Below are 21,628 nucleotides of genomic sequence, written 5' to 3'. Positions count from 1 at the left end.
ATATAGAATTTAGTTATTATTTATTTTATATATTTAAATATCTAAGTTCTAATTTTGCTAGAACATAAGATATATTTTAGCTAAATTCTTAAACTTTATTGCTATTTATATCAAACTAGCAAGATACTTTAACCATACTTGGTCTTAATACTTTATTTCCTAGTTTGTATCCTTTTTGAAGTACCATTACAACCTTATTTGCTTCAACTCCATCAACACTTTCTTGCATTACTGCTAAGTGTAAATTTGGATCAAAGTCTGCATTTTCAGCTTCTATTGCTTCAACTCCATACTTTGTAAGTATTCCTTGAAGTTGCTTATATACTAAGTCTATTCCTTGGTACATACTTCCTTCTTTGTCATCACAAGCTTCTAAAGCTCTTTCCATACTATCGATAACAGGTATTATATCGTTTAGTATTTTTTCATTTGCAAATAATCCTATAGTTTCTTTTTCTTCATTTGTTCTTCTTCTATAGTTTGCATATTCTGCTTGAAGTCTTTGATGCTTATCATTAAGAGCCTCTAATTCTTCTCTTAATTTATTTTCTTCTAATTTGTCATTTATATCTGTAACATTGTCTTCTACAACTTCCTCAGTCGTTTCTTCAATTTCACTTGAAGTTTCTAATTCTTCTTTTACATTTTCTTTTTCTAAATTATTTTCTTGCAATATGTTACACCCCTTAATCTATTTTTTGTTAAAAATCAAACTCATATAATTAACAATTGTATAAATCTTAGCATAGTCCATTCTTGTAGGCCCTATAAAACTTATACGCCCTACTAGATCTCTACTTATATTATAAGTTGCTGTAACTATACTACAATCTTGCGCTAACTCAAAATCATTATCACTACCAATGATTATATTAACATTATCCTTCTGTATACCTTTTGACTTAGCCATACTAGATATCATTTCCTTATGTTCTAGCATATGTAAAAATGACTTGGCCTTAAGTACATCATTAAATTCGGGATAGTTAAATATATTAGTTGCTCCACTTAGTGAAATTGATGTATCATCATTGGTATCAAAATTTAGTGCATCTATTAATTCATCTATTAACACTGCATGTTCACTTATTTCATATTTTATAAATGCTATAAGTTTTTCATCTAAATCAACTATACTTTTTCCTGATAATTTTCTAGTTAGATTGTCAGAAATTATGTTTAATTTTGATTGATCTAAATGAGTGTTAGTAGCTAAATTTACATTTTTTATATCACCTTTATCTGTAACAACTATTAATAAAATGTTGTTATCACTCATACTAACTAACTGTATGTGTTTTATAACACTTTGATTAACTAAGTTTTTAGTAACAGCTACAGTTGTATAATTAGTAATTTCTGATAATAGCTTAGAAGTCTCATGAATTAAATCTCTTATATCATTAACATTTTTATTTATACAACTCTCTATTAAAATTTTCTCTTCGTCACTAAGTTCACTTTGACTCATAAGAGAATCTACATAAAGCTTGTATCCTTTCTCAGATGGAACTCTACCTGCCGAGGTATGTGGCTGGATTAAATATCCTAATTCTTCAAGGTCAGCCATTTCATTCCTTATAGTGGCAGCACTTACACCTAAGTCATGTTTTTTTGATATAGTTCGTGAGCCTACAGCCTCAGCTGTTTCTATATAATCTTTAACTATAGCTTTGAGGATCTTTAATTTTCTTTCATTTAATTCCATCACCTTCACTCCTCGCTGTTAGCACTCACTACTTTCGAGTGCTAAAAAGATTATATATATTATATATCATTTTATTTTATTCTTGTCAACACTTTCTAATTAATTTATGAATTCAACAAATACAGAATTTGATATTTCTCGTCCCTTTTGGGTAAGCTTAATACCTACTTTACTTTCTTTTATTAAGTCTTTATTTTTCAAATCCTCAATTTGCTTATTATATTTATTTTTGAATTCTATATTAAATTCTTTTTTAAAGTCTTCAAAATATATCCCTTCATTCATTCTAAGTCCCATAAATATTTTTTCTTGTATTTTATCTTCTATACTTAAATTTTCTAAATTGCTTATAGGTTTTTCATTTTTTTCTATCATATTATGATACTCATCTAGATTTTCTACATTATTATATCTAATATTTCCTAGATATCCAGATGCCCCTGCACCTAACCCTATATAATGATAACACTTCCAGTATAGTATATTATGCTTACACTCAAAACCTGGCTTTGAATAGTTTGATATTTCATATTGATTGTACCCATTTTGTTTTAGGTAATTTATTGTGTGATTATACATATTTATATCTGTATCTTCATCTATAAGTTCAAATTCATTGTCTTCATACATATCATATAACTTTGTGCCCTCTTCTAATATAAGTGAATAAGCTGATATATGTGATGGGTTTAATGAAATAATTTTTTCTAAGCTTTCTTTCCATTCATCAATGTTATGATTTGGAAGTGCATACATTAAATCTACATTTATATTATCAAAACCAACCTCTAAAGCTTCTTTATAATTTTTCTCAAACTCTTCATATGTATGGATTCTTCCTATTTCCTTTAATTTATTATTTTGCACTGCCTGAAGACCTATACTTAATCTGTTTACTCCACACTTTTTCATAGTTTCTAATTTTTCTCTTGTTAATGTTCCTGGATTGCACTCCATAGTTACTTCAGCATTATCCTTTATATTGAAGTTCTTATAAATATTATTAAATATTTCTTCAATTTCATTAGATGTTAGTATGCTTGGAGTTCCTCCCCCTAAAAATATACTACATATTTCTTTTTCATAATTTTCTTTTTCTATATCTTTCTTATAAAGTTCCATTTCCTTTTTTAAATCATCTATGTATCTTTTCTTTAAGTTTACATCTAATTTGTATGAATTAAAGTCACAGTAGTTACACTTACTCACACAAAATGGAATATGTATATATAATCCTAACATTTATTTTTCTCCTATTCATATATTGCTTACATTATTAAATATATTTTACTATATTATAACAATATATATGTGATAGTTGTTATCTATTTAAAAATGCTTTATTAATTTAAAATATATAAAAGGCACCTAAATGTAAAGATGCCTTTTACTTATCTTAATTTAATTTTATAAGAATATACTAGTAAACCAATAAGTGTAACTATTATTCCTCCTAATGAAACTAAAGTCATTGTTATTAATTGATTTATTATAACAAAAAGTCCACCTAGTATAGCAACAATAGGAACAATTGGGTATAATGGAACCTTATAAGGTCTTACCATATCTGGTTTTTCTTTTCTAAGCTTAACTACTCCATAGAAAGTAAATATATAAAATACCCATATTATAAATATAGTTAGATCACTTAACAGGTTAAATTGTCCAGATAAAGCATATATACATCCAAGACCGGCTATTAACCAAATAGAGTTGTATGGAGAACCACCTTTATTTAACTTAGAAAATATTTTTGATCCTGGTAATAATCCCTCTTTTGAAAGTACATATGGTACCCTAGGTGCTGTAAGTAAATATCCATTTAGAGCACCAAATACTGATATTAGTATACCTATGGATATTAATTTTCCACCTGTATTTCCAAATATTTTTTGTGCAACAAGTGCAGCTGGAGCTACTGATGTAGCAAGTTCTGATGCTGGCGCTACCCATAAATATGCTAAATTTATCAATATATATACAGCCATAACTATTGATAAACCTCCAACTATAGCTAGAGGTAAATTTTTTTCTGGACTTTTCATTTCACCAGCTATAGCTCCAACATTTATCCAACCATCATAAGCAAATAGTGTAGCTATTAATACTTGTCCTAAAGATCCTATGACAGTAGTTTCACCTCCTACTAATGGTGTTAATATTGGGTTTCCATTTCCTTTTATAAATCCAAATATTATTATAAGTATTAAAGGTAATAACTTACAGATAGTAGATACAGTTTGTATAAATCCACCAAAAGATGATCCTACTGTATTTAGCAAAGCTATAAATATTATTATTCCTAAAGATACTGGTAAAACTACTACCATATTTTGTGGACCATAACCCATAAGTTCTGATACCTGTTGCGAAAATATAACTGCAAGCGCTGCAATAGTACCTGGAAAATATAATACCGTTTGCATCCATCCTGTCAAGAATCCTATTTTTTCTCCATATATTTCACTGAGATAAGTCATCATTCCACCAGTTTTAGGTATAGCTGCTGATACTTCGGCTGCAGTTAATCCTGCTGTAATAGTTATAATACCACCTAATATCCATGCTATTATACCAAGACCTGGTGCACCATTGGTTGCCGTGTATATTGCTTGAGGCTTAAAAAATACTCCAGACCCTATAACCATACCAACAACTGTTGAAAGAGCTGCTGGTAGTCCTATGGTACTATTAAGCTTACCATTCATATATGTCCTCCTTGTGCTGTTTATATTTATGATATTTTTGTATACTTTGCATTTTTTAGTATTCCCAAGTTTTTATCTATTATTAGAATTTAGATATGAGGACAGGTTTTACACACGATTTTAGTTAATAGAACTTATAATAAAAAAGCCAAAGGAAAAATCCTTTGACTTTAGCTATTATTCATCTAATTTTAATACTGACATAAAGGCCTTTTGAGGAACTTCTACAGATCCGATTTGTCTCATACGTTTCTTACCTTCTTTTTGCTTTTCAAGAAGTTTCTTCTTACGAGATATATCTCCTCCGTAACACTTAGCTAAAACGTCTTTTCTAAGTGCACTTATAGTTTCTCTAGCAACAACTTTATTTCCAACAGCTGCTTGTATAGGAACTGCAAACTGATGTCTTGGTATTTCATTTTTTAATTTTTCACACATAGCTTTACCTCTTGGATAAGCACGAGATTCATGTACTATAAAGCTAAGTGCATCTACTTGCTCTTTATTTATTAATATATCAAGCTTAACAAGTTTAGAAGGAGTGTATCCCTTAATTTCATAATCTAAAGATCCATATCCTCTTGTTCTAGACTTTAATGCATCAAAGAAATCGTAAACAACTTCATTTAGTGGTAAATCATAATGAAGCATAACTCTCTTTTCATCTATGTATTCCATATTTATCATTGTTCCACGTCTTTCTTGACAAAGCTCCATAACAGTACCAACATAATCTTTAGGAACTATTATATCACCTTTAACGATTGGCTCTTCTATCATATTTATTTCTGATGGTTCTGGTAAGTTTGTTGGATTTTGTATCATTACAACTTCCCCATCATTTTTAGTAACTCTGTATATAACAGATGGTGCTGTTGTTACTAAGTTTAAGTCATATTCTCTTTCTAGTCTTTCTTGGATTATTTCCATATGAAGTAGACCTAAGAACCCACATCTAAATCCAAATCCTAATGCAGCTGAAGTTTCAGCCTCAAATTCCAGCGCTGCATCATTTATTTGCATTTTTTCTAATGCATCTCTTACATTTTCGTACTTTTCACCTTCACCTGGGTATATACCACAATAAACCATTGGAGTAGCTTTTTTGTATCCTGGCATAGGTTCATCAGTTGGATTATTTGCATCTGTTATTGTATCACCAACTTGACAACTTCTTATATCCTTTATACTTGCAGCTATGTATCCAACATCTCCTGCAGCTAACTCATCAAGTTCTCTTTGACCAGGAGCCATAACACCAACTTCAGTTACCTCAAACTTTTTGTTAGTATTCATCATTTTTATAGTCATACCTTTTTTAACAGTTCCTTCATAAACTCTAACATACGCTACAACACCTTTATATGCATCGTAATATGAGTCAAATATTAAAGCTTTTAAAGGAGCATCTTTATCACCTTGTGGTGCTGGTACTTTTTCTACTATGGCTTCTAATACATCTTCTATATTTAAACCACTTTTAGCTGATATTAAAGGTGCATCACTTGCATCAAGTCCTATTATATCTTCTATTTCTGTCTTTATTTCATCTGGTCTAGCACTTGGAAGGTCTATCTTATTTATAACTGGTAGTATTTCTAAATCTTGATCTAACGCTAAATAAACATTAGCTAATGTTTGAGCTTCAACACCTTGTGCTGCATCCACTACTAATAATGCACCTTCACAAGCTGCTAAACTTCTTGATACCTCATAGTTAAAGTCAACATGACCTGGAGTATCTATAAGATTTAAATAATATTCATTTCCATCCTTAGCCTTATAAACTAACCTAATATTTTGTAACTTTATAGTGATTCCTCTTTCTCTTTCAAGATCCATATTATCTAGTAATTGATCTTTCATTTCTCTTTCACTAACAAGTCCAGTTTTTTGTATTAATCTATCTGCTAAGGTAGACTTACCGTGGTCTATATGTGCTATTATACTAAAGTTTCTAGTTCTACTTTGTTTACTGTCCACCTTTATTCCTCCTTTTTAATACTTAAAAATTTTATTCTTATTTATCATAACTTTTATTTTATAATATATCCGCATTTATGTAAATAATAAGGACAAAAAATAAGACTTAAGTGCCTATAAGTCTTATTTTTTACTATATATTAAGTTGAGAGATTAGTTTTTTAGTCTTATCTGAAAGTATCTCTAACTTATTTTCTATAAATTTTTGTAAATCTTTAATATTTTCTTCTATATTATATGTATCCTCACCTAACATACTTTTGGCACTTTGATTTATTGTAAATATACATATAAATAAATTTGCAGTCATAAGCAATATAAATAGTACTTTACTTATGAATTTTCTTTTTCTTTTCTTTATTTTTTTTTGTATATTTCTTTCAACTCTACTCATACTTCAAGTCTACTTCTTTTCTTTAAAATATTCGTCTAGTACATTAGCTATATATTTTACACTATTTTGAGCCTGTTCTAAGGTTGTCCCATTACTTCCTACTTCTATAAGAATATGATTATCAGCTACATACTGATTAAATTTACCATATGGCTTTTCTATTACTGGTAAAACTAAATCTGGGTACTTTTTCTTTGCAAAATTTGTAATATCATTAGCTAGTGCTCTTACTTCTTTTACATTTGGATTTCTTTGTCCAACTACAAATAAAAACTTAGCTACTTCTTCACCATTATAATTAGCAACCATTCTATTAGTTTCTTTATCTTTTTTTGCCTTTGTATCTAATGTTCTAGCATCTCTATGTAAGTCAATGGCTATATCTATGCTATTTTGTTCACTCATTATGCTATTTATAGTTTTTAGACTATTTGAATAAGATGAGTTATAATCTGGAAAATCATGATACTTTGTACTATGAACTATACCCCATCCTTTTTTATTTAATTCTTCTGTTAAAAGACTTCCAACAGATACTATCGACTTATTATTATCTTGGCATCTATAATTATTTTCTGGAGAATCTGAATAACTTTCAGATGCATGAGAATGATATATCATCATTGTTGGTTTTTCTCTTGTTATCCTTATGTTGTTAGTGTAATTTGATGCTAATGTATTTGAAGCTTCCTTACTTTCTTCTTCATCACTATTATTTTCTTCCTTTATAGTAGGTATATTTTCTTCTCCTATAAAGAATTCTATATATTCTTCATCTTTACTAGTACTTTCTTTTTTTTCATCTTCTTTTACTTCTTCTTTAGCCTCTGGATACGATGAATTAACTAAAAATTTTAGGAAATCATCTTTACTTATGGCATATGAGACCGTTGGTAAAATACAAATTAACACACATGACACAATAGATGTCTTAATGCGTTTATTAAACATATTTTCTCCTCCTTACTTGGTTATCCTCCCTGGATGAAGAGACCTATTTAAGCCCTCGCTTATTATTATAGATAGGTTTTCTATTGTTTCGTCTATATCTTTTGGTGTAACTATAAGATTTTTATCATATGGTTCTAATGATTCTTTAATAAGATGATACTTTTCTTCTTCTTTAAGCGTTTTTAACATATTATAGAAGTTATCTGCGCCCTCTGATTGATTTATAAGATTATCTATCGCTAAATCTAGTACATCACTAGTTAATGTAGCTGCATCTACTACTGTTGGAACTCCAATCGCTATAACATCTACGCCTAAATATTCTTTATTTAAAGCTTTTCTTTTATTTCCAACTCCCCCTCCAGGAGATATTCCTGCTGTTGATATTTGAATAGTTTGATTTACTCTTTCCATTTTTCTAGATGCTAATGCATCTATTGCTATAACTCTATCTGGTTTTATTCTATCAACTAATGACTTTACAGTTTCACTTGTTTCTATACCAGTAAGTCCCATTACTCCAGGGCTCAGAGCTGATACTTCTGTAAAATCATCATCGTAATCTTTATTGTAATTTTTAAATATATGTCTTGTTACTAACGTCTTAGAGACTGATTTAGGGCCTAAAGCATCTGATGTTATATTCCAATTTCCTAACCCTATAACTAATGTTTTTTTAGTTTTGTCAGTCCCTAATATATCTACAAGTTCATCTTTTAAGTATGTTATAACCTCTTCTCTTGATTCATCATCATCAAACTTCATTAAATTGCTTTCTAATGTTACATATTTTCCTATTCCTTTATTCATTATTTCTGCGCCTTGTTCATTTATAATCTCAACTATTGTTACTGTTGCATTGTCTAATTCTTTTTTATCTAATTTAACTCCAGGTATTTCTTTTGGTTCTTGGCTTTCCTGAACTACTTCACTTGCTTCTAGCGCTAAATCTGTTCTTATATTAATCATACTAAACCTCCAGGTGTAATTTAAATGATACTTATAATTGTTGACAGTTTTTAGCATTTTAAAACCAAATCATATTTAAAAAGTTTAAATTTATAAATCTCTGAATATTTAATTTGGATGTTGTAAATTATTTTTATATAGGTTATAATCTAAAAAGTCAAAACAAAAAGATATTATAAACTTATAAATAATTATCCTTGATTTTTAGATTTATTTCTGTTAAAATCTAATATGTTGACGATGAATAAGATAATAAAGTAAACGAGGGGGTGAACCACGGTGGCAAACATAAAATCAGCTAAGAAGAGAATAAAAGTTATCGAAAAGAAAACTGCTTTAAATAGAGCTAGAAAATCTCAAGTTAAAACTGCAATAAGAAGATTCGAAGAAGCTGTTACTGCAGGAAACAGAGAGGAAGCTACTCAAAGATTCCAATTCGCTCAAAAGAAGATACAACAAGTAGCTTCAAAAGGAACTATACACAAGAACGCTGCAGCTAGAAAAGTTGCTAAGTTAGCTCAAAAGTTAAACGGAATGAACGCTTAATTAACCGTTTAAGTATAGATTTAAACCCTTGATTTATTTCAAGGGTTTTTTGTTTTGCTCAAAATTCAAAATTACCTTATAAAATTTCACCAATATATATCTAAATTTTTTATATAGAAATAAAAAATGAACCCTATTTAGAGTTCATTTATATTACATTATTAAATTCTCTTTTACAATATTTACTAACAAGCATCTCTACTGCTAATGTATCCCTAATTAACCCATTTTTTATCTTATAATCACATTCTAATATATAATTTAACATATCTATTATTATTTCATCTGAAAAGTTTCTACTTTGTTTTATAGCTTTCGTAGCTACAAATGGATGAATTTTCAGTTTTTCAGCTATTACTTTTGATGTGTACCCATCACTTTGTAATTTTCTTGATTGTACAACTACTTTAAACTGTCTTGCTATCATAGAAAATATCCCTAAAACAGATTCACCTTCATTTATCATATCGTTTAATATTTTCATGGCATTAGATGAATTTTTTTCACCTATATAATCTATTAACTTAAATATATCATTTTCTACCTTCTTTTGGGAAAGTTTATCTATTACTTCTCTACTTACAATATTTCCCTTTCCTACAAACGAACTTATTTTATTTATTTCATTTTCTAAATCCGATAATGTTTTTTCACTACTTTTATCTCTATATCCTTCTTGTTCTATAAAATACATTATCTCAGAGTTCTCTACTATTACATTATTGAGTTCAAATTTTTTTCTAACCCATTTAAATAAGTCCATATCAGATAATTTATCACAATTAAATACTATTCCTTTTTTATCTATCTTTTTTACTAGTGACTTTCTTTTATCTATATCCCCATATACTATAAATACTAAAACAGTTGTATCTGGTATATTATCTATATGGTCTATAAAATACTTTTCATCACTATCGCTAAAGTTCTTCTTTTTACCTTTTAATAATTCAAAATCTTTTACTATTACTATTTTTTTATCATCCATAAAAGGGAGTGTCTCTATAGAACTTATAACCTGATCTATAGCAGTTTCCCTTCCATCTATTATATCTAAGTTAAAATCAAGCATTCCTTCGCTTAAACTTTCTTTAAATACTTTTATTGCATTTTCTATTAAATAATATTCTTTTCCATAAAAAAGATATACATTTTCAAAGTTTCTATTTTTAATATTGCCTATAATATCCTTGTAATTCATTTGCCTGCTCCTTCATAACTTTCATTTCTCTATATATCATATATGAAAAAACTACAACATAGTAAATTATTACATATATCAAATTTGGATTTACAATCTCTAAATACAAAAAATCCAACTCACTTATTTTATTTAATATATAATATATATTATCTATTATAATATTATTAAAATACGCTATAAGCTTAGAAATACCCATGTTTACATTAAATAAAATTACACTTACAATACTCATATACATAATAATGCCTATAAAAGGAACTATTATAATATTACTAATTATTGAACTTATTGGTATTCCACTAAAATTATAATATATAATCGGTAATGTTAATATATTTGATGCTATAGTTATTGAAACTAAACTCATATTGATGCTCTTATTTATATATCCGTAAAAGTATATTATAGACAATGTAGAAAGAAAAGACAATTGGAAACTTATATTATATATAATATATGGGTTATTTATTACTAAAAATATGCCTATGAATGATAATGTACTTATACCATCTCTCTTCCTATCAGTAAATATGGATAAGTATAATATAGCAGTAAAAAATATAGCTCTAATTATAGATGGTGACTTATCAATCATCATAGAGTAAAGTGTTAGTAGAGATATAAGTATTATTAATTTATAATATTTATTAATTTTGCCTATTAAAATTGCTATAAAAACACATAAAATCCCCGTATGAAGTCCTGATATAGCAATTATATGACTTGTTCCTGTTCTTGAAAAAACTTCTTTTTGCTCACTAGTCATTTCATATTTTTCACCTAATATCAAAGAATTTATAAAATCAGAATTAACTTTGTATAAATATCTAGTTGTACTTCTTATATATATTTTTAATCTTCCTAAATATTTAAAAATCTTACTTTCACCTATAACTTTATAATCATTTAAATTTATTACTCCTTCATATCCATTGCTTCTCAAGTACTTACCATAATCAAAATCATCAAACTTCATACTATTTAGAGAATTAAATTTTCCATCTACATTTACTTTTAATCCAACCATAATATTTTTTCTCTTGGTATAATCTCTTACTAAGAATTTATCTATTATATATTCATCGTATTTCGCTTTTGTTTTTTTCCCTTTAACTATACCTATTAAATTTATATTAGATTTATCTTCATAAACATCTTCACAAAAAATATTAGTTATAGGGTATGACACTATTAATACTAATATAAATATTATAAGAAGCGGCCTTCTCATTTTTCCTCCTGCTGGTTTTTATCTTGATTATATTCAAATTTTATATTTTATAAACTAATTTCTTATAATTAACTTATACTTAATTTACTTACCGTTAGTTTCAGACTATTCTTCAACCAAGAAAATACATCTTTCCTCTAATATTTACATAGATTCAAATTACATAAAATTTAGTACTCATAAAAAATATACTAAAATATAGGTTAAAACCAAGCATTCTCAATAAAAATAAATAAATGATTTTTGAACTATCTATCAGTGATTTTTTATTTATAATAATGAAATTTCAAGTAAAGTTTTTAAATCGACAATATTATTGTAATATAACTAAAATATGAAATTAAATTACAAAATAAATAAAATATATGAAAATTTTTGTATGAAAGTGCTAAAATAAATATAAGGTAAAATAAGGTAAATAAAGGGTGATTAGTAAGAAATATATTTTAATAAATATAAAGGGCTTGATAGATATTAATTTTTAATATGGAGTAAATTAAAATGGGTGTAAAGCATATAAGAATTTTTATATAGTTAAATTAAGTAAAATACAAGTTTATGGTCACTACTTTATGAATTATATTTTTAAGGGCAAAAGGAGATTATTGACTATGGGAAAACACAAAATTAAAAGTATATTAATTTTAATTATAGTATTTTTAATAACTATATCAAGCTACAATACTTTATATGCCAATGAAAAAGATAGAACTGTAAAAGTAGGAGTGTATGATTTAGATCCATATTTTAATATAAAACCAAATGGTAAAGTAGAAGGTTATTACAAGGATATTTTAGACAAGATTATTTTTAATATAAATAAAAAATTGCCTATAAATAAAAAAGTAAAAGTTAAATATGTAAAAGGTAACATTCCTTCTTTAATTGAAGATTTAGAAGAAAATAAAATCGATATGATGATTGGACTTCATTACACCAATGAAAGAAAAGATAAGCTTATTTATTCTAAAGAAACTATAGGTACTGAACTATTAGGAGTTTACGTTAATAAAGATTATAAAGATATAAAATCTCTTAATAATAAGAAAGTTGCTTTTATAAAAAGTGAATATGAATCTAAATGGTTAATGGATGAGTTAAAAAGAAAAGGAACAAAGCCAATACTTGTATGGGGAGAAAATTTAGATCAAATAATAGATATGCTAAAAGATAAATCTGTAGTAGCAATTATAGCTCCTGTAAATCAAAAGAAATTAAGTAGATTTAAAAAAATCTATGAATTTTCACCAGGACCTGTATATATAACAGCATCAAAAAATAGTAAATGGATTATAGAAGAGATTGATAACTCACTAGAAAACTCTACTAAACATGAAAAAAATGAATTGGAAAAAATACATCTAAATTATTTTTTTAAAGGTATAAACTCAAAAGAAATAGTAACCTTATCTATTATAGCATCAACATGTGTTTTATTTATATTGATAAAGCATATAATACCAGCTATAAAGGTAAATAAATTAAGAAAAAATATAAAGGAAAACTTATCAAAAAATAGGTATAAACTTTATTATCAACCTATAATTAATCCTAAAAACGATAAAGTTGTAGGATTTGAAGCTTTAATTAGATACATAAACCCTGATGGAAAAATAATCTCTCCTTATTTTTTTATAAGTGATATTGAAAAATGTAATATGACAGAAGAATTATCAATATGGATATTTAAAACTGTATTAGAAGATTATAAATGGTTTAAGCTAAATACAAACTTAAAAAATGAGGAGTTTTATATTTCTATAAATATATCATACAATGAAATAAGGAGCAAAGAATTCTTAGAAAAAGTTAATTATATAATTGATAATGACAATGATTTTAAATCGAAAAAAATTGTTTTTGAAATTGTTGAAAATATAGAATCAGGTGACTTTAAACAAATAAAAAGCGGAATGGAGTTTTTGCAAAGTAAAAATATAAAAATAGCTGCTGATGATTTTGGTATTCAATATTCAAATCTAGATATATTATCTAAATTTGATTTTGATGTTGTTAAAATAGATAAATATTTTATAGATGAGATTAAAGAAGGTAATTTTAATTATGAGCTTATAATATTTTTAAGTAAAATTTGCAAATTATCTGGCACTAAGATAATCGCAGAAGGTGTTGAAAATAAAGAGCAAGTAAATATTATAAAAAATGTAGATAGTGATAATATATTTATACAAGGATATTTTTATGCACAGCCTCAAGATAAAGAGGATATAGCTTTAATTAAAATAAGCAAAGAATAAAATTTAATAAAACAACAATATAAATCAAAAAGGAGCTGACAAAGTCAGCTCCTTTTATATAATTAGATCTTCCCAATTTACACACTGATATAGGTATATTGTCTATAATTCTAAGATTATGCTTTTATATCTAAGTAATTTTTTTATTATCAAATTCATTCCATCTAAACCTTAGTAATCCATCTATTATATACTATTAAATATATTTAATATAAAATTTAGCATCTTTTATACATATTCATTTATATAATTATCTTTCTTATCAAATATAGTTTTAAACAGCTTTATAACATTATCACTAACTTTATTATTATTTATAATTAAAGCATCTTCTATGTCTATATATGAAAATCCTAACTGAGTTATTGTGTTTATGTTAAATTTAACATCAGCTTCAGATTGTATTTTTTCAACATAAATTTTTTTATTTTCTAATTTTATATTAAATATTCCATTATTTTCTTTTATAAACTTATCTTCAACTTCTATATTAGCACTTAAGCTTAAGTCACTTTCTATATTTAAACTTTCTAAATATCCTTTTAAATTTATTATTCTTCCCATCATAAAAGGCTTAATTTTTATGTCTGACGTTTTAGGATTATCTAGTATAAATCTTATCTTATCATTTATAGGAGCTGATATAGTAACTTTCTTACATTGCGTATTATGATTATATATAAACTTAAGCATAGTTTTTAGAGAATCTATATTTTTATAATATATTTCTCTTACAAACATATTATCTCCATTTAAAAAATATATTATATATCCTTTTGCTTTTTCATCTTCATGAATATATATATGACCATTTTCACTTTTTACTTCTTTAAATAAGTTTTCATAGTATGCTTGATCTCTTTCTATATTTCCATTTGTATCCTTAAGAAAAGAATTACTTATATTTATTAAATCTTTAATATTAGAATCCTTTGCTTTTATCATCTTTCCTTTTATTTTAAAGCTCTTTAATTCTTCTACATCTAAGTTATATTCTATCTGATCGTAACATTGTTCATATCCATATTTTCTATATAATCTATAATCAATAGGCATTAATATAGATACAAATTGACCTTTATTGTACATTTCATTAAGAGAAAATTCCATGATATTTTTCATATATCCCATCCCTCTTGCTTCTGGGAATGTTGATACTCCGACAACATATGATGTATCGTATATTTTGCTATTTAATTTTAACTTATATTGATTTAGTTGAAGAGAAGAAACTATATTTTCATCTTCTTCTATGACAACTGTATTATAATTTTTATATTTATAATTAAAGTAGTAATCTACGAAACCTTCTTCATCATTAAAACAATAATTCCATATATCTTTTATACTATCTATATCATTGTCTTTGGCATATCTTATATTCATATTATTTCTCCCTAACAGTATACTTTTCAACAAATCTACATGGGTGATATGATAATTTAGCTTTTCTAAGGCCTTCTATACCCATATCTTCTTCTCTATTTACAAATTCTACATCTGGAAATTCATTTACTATAAATTGTTGATTTATATAAGGATATAAACCTCTTATATCTGGATTCGCTTTTTCTATATGAACTAGTGCCATGTTTTTATTTAAAAGTTCTCCTATTGTAAATGCCTCTAACTTTCCATCTACATATATACCAGCTATTTTTACTCTATCTTTTAGTATGTCATAGCTATCAAATATTTTTTTTATTCCTATTAACTCATCATCCATACCTTCATCAAATTCATTGTGTTCTTCCTTATTTATACTCCACTCTTTTAGTAAATTTAGACACTCCCCAAAGTTTTCTTTATCTAAAAGCTTATATTCAAATCTTCCTTCATATTCCTTTAAGAAGTAATTTATATGATTTCGCTTCTTTTGATTTTTTCTTCCCCCTAAAGTTCTTAAGCTCTCTCCTTCATATATATAATCAAATAAATCTCTTTCTTCTATATATTCAAATCTATCTTTAAAATCTTCTTTAAGTGCTTCTATTACCTCTTTTGTTACACCCCTTAAATATATTTTCTTATTTTCTTTTTCAAAATATTCTATAACAAAATCTATAACTTTGTTTAAATTCTCTTTTTTAGTTAATGGTAATATAGAGAAACTATCTCCTTCGTATTCACCAACTAATACTGCGAAATCTTCTTGTGTATAATAACTTGTTTTGTAAACATGTTGCCACATATATAATGTAGCAAAACAATACTCACATGCTTCATAGTCTACCAAATCAAAATATGGATCTAATTCCTTTTTTGCATTTATATCTATTTCTTTAAAAAACATAACTTCCTCCTGTTTACTATCTTCTGTATAATCTTGACTTTCATAATTTTTATCTATGTATAACTTTAAAAATCTCTAAAGTTGAATTTTTCTTTATTTTTTTGTTTAAAATCTTAACATAATAATCAATATTAACTTATATTACCCAAATTATTTTTTAATAAACATTTAAGTGAGGTGGTTTATCACTTGAGAAGTATAATTTTCTCGCTAATACTTATTATAATATCACTTTTATCTGGTTGTGACAAAGTTTCTCATTTAGAAATTCATATTATCGATGTTGGACAAGGCGATAGCATTCTAATCCAAACACCATATAATAAAAATATCTTAATTGACGGTGGAGACGAAGATAGTGATAACATAGTCAAAAGATATCTCAAAAAACAAAATGTAGATGTTATAGACTATTTAATAGCTACACACCATGATTCAGACCATATCGGTGGTCTTGATAACATAATTAATAACTTCAAAGTTAAATCTATTTATATGCCTGAATATAAGCATGATTCAACTTCCTACTCAAACTTAATATCAGCATGTTCTAATAAAAATCTATCTATAAATTACCTGTATAAAAATGATACTTTGCATATAGAAGATAATATAATTTTATCAGTGTTAAGTCCTTCTTTTATACAAAAAGATAGCAATTTAAATTCTATAGTATTTAAGCTATCTTACCTGAACAAATCATTTTTATTTACTGGTGATGCTGAAGAACCAAATGAAATTGATATTATAAATTCATTTGATATTAAGGATATAGATTTTTTAAAGGTAGGCCATCACGGCAGTAGCTCTTCAAGTAGTGATCTATTCTTAGATGAAGTTAATCCAGATATAGCTGTTATATCCTGTGGTTATAAAAATCAATATGGACATCCTCACAGAAATATATTAGAAAATCTTTCTAATAAAAATACCCTAGTTTACAGAACTGACATTTTAGGTGATATTGTTTTTTATAGTGATGGAGACATTATCTACACTAAAAATAACTACGAATATAATACCCATAAATAATATAACAATACATTATATTTATATCAATTAGTTACTTTTTAGTAACTATGCAATTTTATTCTTCACAAGTTATGTGTTGATTACTCCACTCTATCATTTTTGCCATTACATTTAAAAGTGCTAACCCTGATTCGCTAAGATAATACGTAGATTCAACAGTATTTTTTATTAATTTTTTATCATTTATAATAATATTATTTTCTATTAATAAATCTAGCTGCTGGATTAGCATTTTCTTGCTACATTTATTCATCTTCCTTTGTAAATCACCAAATCTTACTTTATCATCTTGTATAGCCCATATAATTCCCCCAACCCATTTTTTACCTAATATACTAGCTAATGCTTCAACGGGGCAATCATATACCATATCACTTATATTGTACATTTTTTGTCCTCCTTATTAAATCTTTGTATATATTAAGTTATAGTATTATTTCTATTTTGTCCAATTTTAATCTTTTAAATTTTACTTTAATTTATTTTAGATATTATCTCTTTAAATTTTTTAACGATTTAAATTTTTTTAATAATAAAAAAACCTATGGATAAGTAAATTATACCGTAGGTTTTTTATTATTTCTGTAAACTCATTTGGTTTATTCTCAATTTGTCTAAGTGAGATATTGCACTTGATACCGCCATTTGACCTTCTCCTGATGACTTTAGATATTGATATGGCTTACCTGCACAATCTCCAGCTGCATATAACCATTCTATATTAGTTTTCATTTCTCTATCTGCTTTTATATGAGGTCCTTCAACTTCTAACCCTGGTACCATATAACTTGGCGATACACTATCCTCCATAATAAATATACCATCTGCATATAGTTCTGTATTTTTTAGAACTAATTTATTAACTGTTTTTTCTCCTTTTATTTCTAAAGGTTTATCGTTAATTATTTCTATAGATGAATCTAGTGAATTAGTTAATTTATACATTGGTATATAATATATCTTTGAAGCTATTTCACTCAAGAAGTTTGCATCTTCTTCTCCTTCATGATTGTATCCTACTACTGCAACTACTTTATCTCTATATAATCCCGCATCACAAGTTTCACAATATCCTACACCTTTTACTAGATATTTTTCTTCACCTTTTATTTTTATTTCTTATTTTAGCATTTAATGCAGCAGCCATACCTGCTGATCCACTACCTACTATTGCTATATCATATCTCATATTACTTACTTTCTTATATTTATATATGTGATTTAACAATTTCTTCTAATTTTTGTTTTGGTATAAACCCTACTAATCTATCTACTTCTTTTCCTTCTTTAAAAACTATAACTGTTGGTACAGTATGTATCTCAAATTGTCTAGCTAATTCTAAACTTTTATCTATATCAACCTTTAAAAATTTTGCATCTTCTTTCATATCTTGTTCTAATCCTTCAAATATTGGTGATAACATCTTACATGGTCCACACCAAGTTGCAAAAAAATCTACCACTGTTGTTTCATTTGATAATTCTACCTCATTAACAAATTCTTCTGTATTTATTATTCTAGTCATTACATTATCTCCTTTGTTTATTTTGATAAATATACTATACCAACTATAGTTTCTTATAACAATTAGTTACTTATTTGTAACCACCTATAAATATAACTTTTTAAAAAATAAAAAAGAAGAACACAAAGCATTCTTCTTTTTTATGTTATTTATTTATTAAATCATTTATAACAACAGATGCTATAACTAGACCTCCAACAGATGGTACAAATGAAACACTTCCTGGTGTAACCTTTTTGCCATTCATTATTTTTTCTTTAAGCTCTCTTGGCTTTTCAGTTGAAAATACTACCTTTAATTTTTTTATTTTTCTATCTCTTAGTTCTTTTCTCATCACCTTAGCTAATGGGCACATAGTTGTTTTATGCACATCTGTAACTACTATTTTAGTTGGATCTAATTTATTTCCCATTCCCATAGAACTTATTATTTCAAGTCCCTTCTTTTTGCAAGTTTCTATTAAATGTATTTTAGAACTAACCATATCTATTGCATCTACTACATAATCATACTTTTCACTTAATAGTTCTTCACTTGTTTCTTCATTATATAAACTTTTTATAGCTTTTATATTTATATCTGGATTTATATCAAGTATCCTTTCTTTCATAACATCAACTTTATCTCTACCTACAGTTGAGTGTAGTGCTGGAAGTTGTCTATTTATATTAGTTATATCTACATCATCAAAGTCTACTATAGTAAGATTTCCTACTCCTGCTCTTGCTATAGCCTCTGCTGCAAAACTACCTACTCCTCCAACTCCAAATACTATTACATTTGAATTTTTTAGTTTCTCTATACCTTCTTGTCCTATTATTAGACCGGTTCTAGTTGTAAAGTTTTTTTCCATATCTTATTTCTCCTGAAATTATTTATTATTGTTTTAAAAAAATATATTCTACCAAGTTATATAATGAGATTTACATAAAATTTATAAATCTACCTTTTAACTTATTATTAGTTTCATCATTTAATCTTATTATTTATTTTTATACGATAACTGATTGTATTTTTTATTATGTTAAAATTAAATATAATGATAATTATAATTTAATTGTACGAATTTTAAAAGATATAAATAAAAATAATTCAATAAAACATAAAATCATTTTTATATTAAACATTTATATATATTTATTGTATAGTAATTTAATGTACTCTTATAATAAAAAAAGAACTCATAAGAGTTCTCACAAATTGGCGGGAATGCGTGGGAGTCGAACCCACCTAAGAGGCTCTTAACCCCTCATACTAGTTTTGAAGACTAGAGAGCACACCGGCACTCATCCATCCCCATATTAATCATTTAATAAAAATATCATATTTCTATGCATATTTTATTATATTGACATAAAAGTATTTTTAATACCTTAATAATTTGTAATTATACCATAAATATACTCTATTAACAATCTTTATGCAATATATTTTAATAAAAAATTAAGTTCATAGTTTATTTTAATTGTAAACTATGAATCTCTGTACTATTATTTAATCAGATAATATTTATATTGCATTTCTAATAGATATTTACCATTTAAATTGTGACTTTTTTAATATATAATATCAATTTGATAAAAATAAAATGTGCTTAGTAAGTTTTTTCAATAATTCTAGCACATCTTATTATATCATTTATTCTTAATATTTTCGTTATTTTTCAAGTTCATATTTATAGCCTTTTATACCTCCAAATAAACTATATAATTTATTAAATCCATTTATACTTAATACCTTACATGTAGCTTTACTTTGGCTCCCTATTCCACAATATAATAATATTTTCTTATCCTTGTAATCTGCCAAGAAATCCATCTCATCATTTATCTCATTCATTGGTATATTTATAGCCTTTGGCAAATGACCATTTAGGTAATATTCTTCATTTCTAATATCTATAATAAGATCGAATTCATTGTTATCTATCATTGACTTTATTTTTTCTGATTCTAATATATATATACTCATATACAGCCTCCTCTCTTATTTAATATATTATGATTTTTTTCACAATAAGTTACATAGTTAAAGTTAATATTATATATCTAATTATATTTTGACAAATATTTATTGATTTTATCTATAATCATATATTCTTTATTAACAAAATAACTACACCTATATAGGTGTAGTTATTTTTATATATTAGGTATTTGCCACTGTATAGGGCTTTTACCTATTGATTTTAATATTTTATTAGTTTCTAAGAAATGATTACATCCAAAGAATCCTCTTCTTGCAGATAAGGGACTTGGATGAGGAGATTCTAATATATAATGATGATTAGAAGTTATAAGCGCCTTTTTGCTTCTTGCATTTGCTCCCCATAATATAAATATTACAGGGTCTTTTCTATTATTTAAAATTCTTATTATTTCATCAGTGAAAATTTCCCATCCCTTCCCTTTGTGAGAATTAGCTTCATGAGCTCTAACTGTTAGAGCTGTATTTAATAGTAATACACCTTGATCTGCCCACGGAATTAAATAACCATTGTTTGGTATAAAACATCCTAATTCACTATTTAACTCTTTATATATATTTAATAAAGATGGTGGTATTTTTTCTCCTGGTTGCACTGAAAAAGCCAGTCCATGTGCTTGATTTTCACCATGATAAGGATCTTGTCCTAGTATAAGTACTTTTGTATCTTTATATGATGTATGCTTTAAAGCTTCAAATATATTATTCATATTTGGGTATATTATTCTTTCGCTATATTCTTTTTTTAAAAATTCTCTTAATTTTAAATAGTAATCTTTTTTAAATTCTTCTTTTAATAATTCGTCCCAGTCATTATTTAAATTTACCATTTTGTCACC

22 protein-coding genes and 1 tRNA gene are annotated in these 21,628 nt (G+C 26.2%); 3 read left to right on the top strand and 20 right to left on the bottom strand.

The features are described from left to right. Window positions 1-115: 115 nt before the first annotated feature. The 8 genes from grpE to gpr all read right to left on the bottom strand — a co-directional run bounded on the left by grpE (window position 116) and on the right by gpr (window position 8,713). The gene (gene grpE, locus FRIFI_RS02825) at window positions 116-673 is read right to left on the bottom strand and encodes a nucleotide exchange factor GrpE (protein ID WP_207741676.1); all 558 of its coding nucleotides are present in this window, start codon (window positions 671-673) and stop codon (window positions 116-118) included. An 18-nt stretch (window positions 674-691) separates the two neighbouring features. After that, a complete protein-coding gene (hrcA, locus tag FRIFI_RS02820; RefSeq protein ID WP_092927166.1) occupies window positions 692-1,708 on the bottom strand; it encodes a heat-inducible transcriptional repressor HrcA in 1,017 nt (338 codons plus the stop codon). A gap of 99 nt (window positions 1,709-1,807) precedes the next feature. Beyond that, entirely contained in the window at window positions 1,808-2,950 is a 1,143-nt protein-coding gene (gene hemW, locus FRIFI_RS02815) for a radical SAM family heme chaperone HemW (RefSeq protein WP_092927167.1), read from the bottom strand. A 149-nt stretch (window positions 2,951-3,099) separates the two neighbouring features. After that, window positions 3,100-4,416 carry an APC family permease gene (locus tag FRIFI_RS02810; RefSeq protein WP_166504911.1) on the bottom strand — a complete coding sequence of 439 codons (1,317 nt, stop codon included), beginning with the start codon at window positions 4,414-4,416 and terminating at the stop codon, window positions 3,100-3,102. 177 nt (window positions 4,417-4,593) lie between these two features. Next, complete coding sequence (lepA, locus tag FRIFI_RS02805; protein WP_166504910.1) at window positions 4,594-6,399, bottom strand: translation elongation factor 4; 1,806 nt, start codon at window positions 6,397-6,399, stop codon at window positions 4,594-4,596. A 133-nt stretch (window positions 6,400-6,532) separates the two neighbouring features. After that, entirely contained in the window at window positions 6,533-6,793 is a 261-nt protein-coding gene (locus FRIFI_RS02800) for a hypothetical protein (protein ID WP_092927173.1), read from the bottom strand. Between the two features lie 9 nt (window positions 6,794-6,802). After that, window positions 6,803-7,744 carry a stage II sporulation protein P gene (gene spoIIP, locus FRIFI_RS02795; protein WP_166504909.1) on the bottom strand — a complete coding sequence of 314 codons (942 nt, stop codon included), beginning with the start codon at window positions 7,742-7,744 and terminating at the stop codon, window positions 6,803-6,805. A 12-nt stretch (window positions 7,745-7,756) separates the two neighbouring features. After that, window positions 7,757-8,713, bottom strand: coding sequence for a GPR endopeptidase (gene gpr / locus FRIFI_RS02790; RefSeq protein ID WP_092927177.1), 957 nt, complete (start codon window positions 8,711-8,713; stop codon window positions 7,757-7,759). 279 nt (window positions 8,714-8,992) lie between these two features. Between gpr and rpsT the strand changes: the two genes are divergently transcribed. Further along, complete coding sequence (rpsT, locus tag FRIFI_RS02785) at window positions 8,993-9,259, top strand: 30S ribosomal protein S20 (RefSeq protein ID WP_092927179.1); 267 nt, start codon at window positions 8,993-8,995, stop codon at window positions 9,257-9,259. A 148-nt stretch (window positions 9,260-9,407) separates the two neighbouring features. On the opposite strand, the gene holA is transcribed toward rpsT, so the two are convergent. Further along, on the bottom strand, window positions 9,408-10,460 hold the full coding sequence (gene holA / locus FRIFI_RS02780) for a DNA polymerase III subunit delta (protein ID WP_092927181.1): 1,053 nt from the start codon (window positions 10,458-10,460) through the stop codon (window positions 9,408-9,410). Continuing rightward, on the bottom strand, window positions 10,429-11,694 hold the full coding sequence (locus FRIFI_RS02775) for a ComEC/Rec2 family competence protein (protein WP_166504908.1): 1,266 nt from the start codon (window positions 11,692-11,694) through the stop codon (window positions 10,429-10,431). The genes holA and FRIFI_RS02775 overlap by 32 nt, the downstream gene beginning before the upstream one ends. A 611-nt stretch (window positions 11,695-12,305) precedes the next feature. Here FRIFI_RS02775 and FRIFI_RS02770 point away from each other — a divergent pair. Then, window positions 12,306-13,952, top strand: a complete 1,647-nt coding sequence (locus FRIFI_RS02770) for an EAL domain-containing protein (RefSeq protein ID WP_166504907.1) — start codon at window positions 12,306-12,308, stop codon at window positions 13,950-13,952. A 228-nt stretch (window positions 13,953-14,180) separates the two neighbouring features. Here the strand turns inward: FRIFI_RS02770 and FRIFI_RS02765 are convergent, their stop codons facing one another. Both FRIFI_RS02765 and FRIFI_RS02760 read right to left on the bottom strand, forming a co-directional pair. Continuing rightward, window positions 14,181-15,338 (bottom strand): GNAT family N-acetyltransferase, encoded by a 1,158-nt coding sequence (locus FRIFI_RS02765; RefSeq protein ID WP_166504906.1) that lies wholly within the window; start codon window positions 15,336-15,338, stop codon window positions 14,181-14,183. Window position 15,339: 1 nt separating this feature from the next. Continuing rightward, window positions 15,340-16,245, bottom strand: a complete 906-nt coding sequence (locus FRIFI_RS02760; protein ID WP_166504905.1) for a DUF2156 domain-containing protein — start codon at window positions 16,243-16,245, stop codon at window positions 15,340-15,342. A gap of 189 nt (window positions 16,246-16,434) precedes the next feature. Between FRIFI_RS02760 and FRIFI_RS02755 the strand changes: the two genes are divergently transcribed. Next, window positions 16,435-17,277, top strand: coding sequence for a ComEC/Rec2 family competence protein (locus FRIFI_RS02755; RefSeq protein WP_092927191.1), 843 nt, complete (start codon window positions 16,435-16,437; stop codon window positions 17,275-17,277). A gap of 55 nt (window positions 17,278-17,332) precedes the next feature. Here FRIFI_RS02755 and FRIFI_RS02750 read toward each other — a convergent pair whose 3' ends face one another. The 8 genes from FRIFI_RS02750 to FRIFI_RS02720 all read right to left on the bottom strand — a co-directional run bounded on the left by FRIFI_RS02750 (window position 17,333) and on the right by FRIFI_RS02720 (window position 21,619). Continuing rightward, window positions 17,333-17,665, bottom strand: a complete 333-nt coding sequence (locus tag FRIFI_RS02750; protein ID WP_092927193.1) for a winged helix-turn-helix transcriptional regulator — start codon at window positions 17,663-17,665, stop codon at window positions 17,333-17,335. Between the two features lie 188 nt (window positions 17,666-17,853). Further along, window positions 17,854-18,222 (bottom strand): FAD-dependent oxidoreductase, encoded by a 369-nt coding sequence (locus FRIFI_RS15505; protein ID WP_330405560.1) that lies wholly within the window; start codon window positions 18,220-18,222, stop codon window positions 17,854-17,856. Window positions 18,223-18,376: 154 nt separating this feature from the next. After that, on the bottom strand, window positions 18,377-18,466 hold the full coding sequence (locus FRIFI_RS15500; protein WP_330383778.1) for an FAD-binding protein: 90 nt from the start codon (window positions 18,464-18,466) through the stop codon (window positions 18,377-18,379). Between the two features lie 19 nt (window positions 18,467-18,485). Further along, a complete protein-coding gene (gene trxA, locus FRIFI_RS02740) occupies window positions 18,486-18,803 on the bottom strand; it encodes a thioredoxin (protein ID WP_092927195.1) in 318 nt (105 codons plus the stop codon). Between the two features lie 145 nt (window positions 18,804-18,948). Continuing rightward, window positions 18,949-19,656, bottom strand: coding sequence for a tRNA threonylcarbamoyladenosine dehydratase (locus FRIFI_RS02735; RefSeq protein WP_092927197.1), 708 nt, complete (start codon window positions 19,654-19,656; stop codon window positions 18,949-18,951). 348 nt (window positions 19,657-20,004) lie between these two features. Next, window positions 20,005-20,101 (bottom strand) — tRNA-Sec (locus FRIFI_RS02730). Window positions 20,102-20,459: 358 nt separating this feature from the next. After that, entirely contained in the window at window positions 20,460-20,774 is a 315-nt protein-coding gene (locus FRIFI_RS02725) for a rhodanese-like domain-containing protein (RefSeq protein ID WP_092927199.1), read from the bottom strand. 170 nt (window positions 20,775-20,944) lie between these two features. Then, on the bottom strand, window positions 20,945-21,619 hold the full coding sequence (locus FRIFI_RS02720) for a uracil-DNA glycosylase (protein ID WP_092927201.1): 675 nt from the start codon (window positions 21,617-21,619) through the stop codon (window positions 20,945-20,947). Window positions 21,620-21,628 lie beyond the last annotated feature (9 nt).

This window comes from Romboutsia hominis (assembly GCF_900002575.1).
GTDB lineage: Bacteria > Bacillota > Clostridia > Peptostreptococcales > Peptostreptococcaceae > Romboutsia_C > Romboutsia_C hominis.
The sequence above is the reverse complement of the archived record's forward strand: the minus strand, read 5'-3'. Positions and strand labels throughout refer to the sequence as shown.